Source organism: Synechococcus sp. R3-13, from assembly GCF_047462195.1.
GTDB lineage: Bacteria > Cyanobacteriota > Cyanobacteriia > Thermostichales > Thermostichaceae > Thermostichus.
In genome coordinates this window covers 1-2,775 of the sequence record NZ_JANSIO010000188.1, presented here as the reverse complement: position 1 = coordinate 2,775, position 2,775 = coordinate 1, and the positions used below count along the sequence as shown (strand labels likewise).

Sequence of the window (2,775 nt, the reverse complement as noted above, 5' to 3'; positions counted from 1 at the left end):
GTTCAGCAGTGTTCAGCGTAAATGTATCAGCTCAGAGAAGTGAGAGAGGAGCTGCACTGGTGGTTATTCTAGATAAGGATCCGGGCGTTTCCCCAACACTCGGCGCGGCTGATCGTGAGTGTTGAACGGGATCCCCAAACAGCCGGCTTGGCTCTCAAACCAGTCCGAACAGACGGCGCTCTGCCTCCTCCATGCGATCCAAGAAAGCAGCAAATTTGGTGGAGATCTCCCCCACTTCCTGCAAAAAGGCGCGTAGTGTTTGGTACTTGAGAACCAAGGCTTCCTCTAGGGTGCAGGTTTGGAACTGCTCATCCAACGCCTTGCCCAACTCGCTCAGGGCCTGTTCGATAGCAGTTTTGACAGAGCCGACGCTGCGCCGCACCAAATGCATCACCTCCTGCTCCAACTGCGGCTTTTGCTGGGCCAGCTCGCTGCTGGCCAACACCTGTCTTAGGGAAGCATAGGGATCCGCCAGCTCAGCGGGCATTTCGGTAACCGCCTCCGGCAGAGCCTGTTTTGCATTGCTGACGCGCAGGGGCTGCACCAAGCGCCACTCCGATTGTTCTAGCTTTTTCACAATCCCCATGAACATTGCGGCGGATCCCTCGACATCCCTCAAGAAGCCGCGCAGCACCTGGTGTTTGAGCGTCAGATATTGGGCGGGATCCTCATCCTGCAGACCTTCGTCCAGGGCGTTGCCCAACTCGCTTAGGGTGTTCTCGATGGCAACCATCAAGGATCCGGCGCTGTGATGGAGCAGTTGGCGGCAGGACTCTGGGATCTCCTGTCGCAGGTCAGAAGAGGGGCCGGGTGGTGTTGTCCAGGTTGCAAAAGCCAGAGGATCTGCAGGTTCTTCCTCATCTTCTGGGATCCCAGCGTCAATCCAAGTCATGGGGCTGGCCAGGGACTCTGCCTCGCCCGCGCGAGCGGCATCTTCGGTATTCAGCCAATCCAGATTGGCGGAGAGAGGCTCAGCAGCCAATCCTCCGCCGGGGAGGGTCGCTGGGGGCACGTCAACGTAAAGAGGCTTCAGCATCTGCAGCACAGCATTGGCGGCTTGGCCATCCTGATCCGGCTCCTGCAACTGCTGCACCGCCTCCTTCAGCCGGGCTTCCAGTTCTTGGGGGGAGGCGCAGGCATCGTAGAGGGCTCTGAGCAGCTCGTCCAGGCTGTAGCGCCGCAGGGCCGCCAACCCCTGCAGAGTAGGCTCTACTTTGTGGTACAAAGCCGTGAACAGAACCAGCTTGGCCCGCAAAGGACTGGTTTGCCGCATCACCCCTGCCCGCAACTCGAAGGGATCATAGTCTTGCTTTTGCAGTTGCAGACCGCCATATTCCAAGGACAAAACAGGCGAGGGCGTAGCCCAAACTGAGGGATCCGCTTGGGGCTGTTGATACAGGGGCTGTAGCTTGCTTAGCAGCATCTTGGCGATGCGAGCATACTCGGCTTTTTTGTTGATGCGGCTAATGGCATCTCGAAAGCGCTGGCCCAAAGCATCAAGGGTAGCGTGCTGGCGGCAGAGCTGCTCCAGCAGAGCTTTCAGATCTATCTGGCTCAACTTGCTGACATCGCTTTCCCAAGTGCTGGTGCAGGCAAAGTAAACCAGCTTTTTCACTCGGTCTGCGTACCCGCCCTGCTGCACTTCTTGCACAACAAGGCCAAAGGGATCCGAGACAACCATAGGGAGCTGCTAAGCAGGAGTAGGTGGATCTAAGCTTACGAGGATCTTTGCGGTTTTTGAACAAGGACGGGTACCTTGCTGGGCAGAATAACACATCCTTCCCAGACCTGATGTTTGCCCAGGGATCCCCCAGCCATCAAGTGGGATTTAGCGGCCTATTTTTTGCAGGGCTCTTTCCACCTGTACTACATGGCGGTTCAGTCCCAAGTTTTCCGCCGGGATCCCCAGGGCCAGGCCCACCAATTGTGGCAAATGCAGGATCGGGATCCCCAGCTTGCGCCCGAGCACCTGTTCCACCTCCGGCTGCCGAGAGTCCAAGTTGAGGTGACATAGAGGACAGGGGGTAACCAAACAATCGGCTCCCGCCTCTATGGCCTCCAGAAGATGCCGGCCTGCCATCGAGAAAGACTGCTGCGGGGCATAGCTGGAAATGGGCCAGCCGCAACACTGGGTGCGCCCGCGATACCAAACGGGGGTGGCCCCCAAACGCTCGAAGAGATCCTCCATCAAATGGGGATCCCGTGCCACATCGAAGCGGGAGATGTCGTAGGCCCGCAACAGATAACACCCGTAGAAGGCAGCGCAGCGCAGCCCCAAGAGGGGCCGCTTGACCTGTTGGGCCAATCGCTCCAGGCCGTAGTCATGAACCAGCACCCACAGCAAATGGCGCACATCGCCTGTGCCCTGGTAACGGCTCTCACAGCCCCCTTTCTGGCACAGGGCTTGCACCTGGTGAAAGTACTCTGGATTCGCGGTTTTCGCAGCTTTTAACTTTTCATTCACGCGGCCCAACACCCCCTGACAGGTGCTGCAGTGGGTGAGCATCGGCAACCCCAGCGCCTCGGCCAAAGCCAGGTTGCGGGCATTTACCGTATCTTCCAGCAGCTCCGATTCTTCTTTGAAGGTGCCAGAACCACAGCAAGAAGCAGCCTCCAGCTCCACCAGTTCAATGCCCAGATGCCGCGCAATCTGGTCGGTGGAGTCGTACAGCTCACGACAGGCCCCTTGGGCCACACAGCCGGGGTAGTAGGCGTAGCGCAAAGGTGAAGGAACAACAGCGCCGACATTCTCCCTGCCCTAAATGGCAAGGATTC

General features: G+C 58.2%; 2 protein-coding genes. Both read right to left on the bottom strand.

The window, feature by feature from the left end:
• Window positions 1–154 precede the first annotated feature (154 nt).
• Entirely contained in the window at window positions 155–1,681 is a 1,527-nt protein-coding gene (locus NW856_RS05670) for a hypothetical protein (RefSeq protein ID WP_414399472.1), read from the bottom strand.
• A 147-nt stretch (window positions 1,682–1,828) separates the two neighbouring features.
• Window positions 1,829–2,722: a CoB--CoM heterodisulfide reductase iron-sulfur subunit B family protein gene (locus tag NW856_RS05665; RefSeq protein WP_414399471.1), complete on the bottom strand. Its 894-nt coding sequence runs from the start codon at window positions 2,720–2,722 to the stop codon at window positions 1,829–1,831.
• Window positions 2,723–2,775: the final 53 nt, after the last annotated feature.

Excerpts from the sequence above, each read along its gene's own strand:
- NW856_RS05670 (WP_414399472.1), bottom strand. The coding sequence starts at position 1,681 with ATGGTTGTCTCGGATCCCTTTGGCCTTGTTGTGCAAGAAGTGCAGCAG.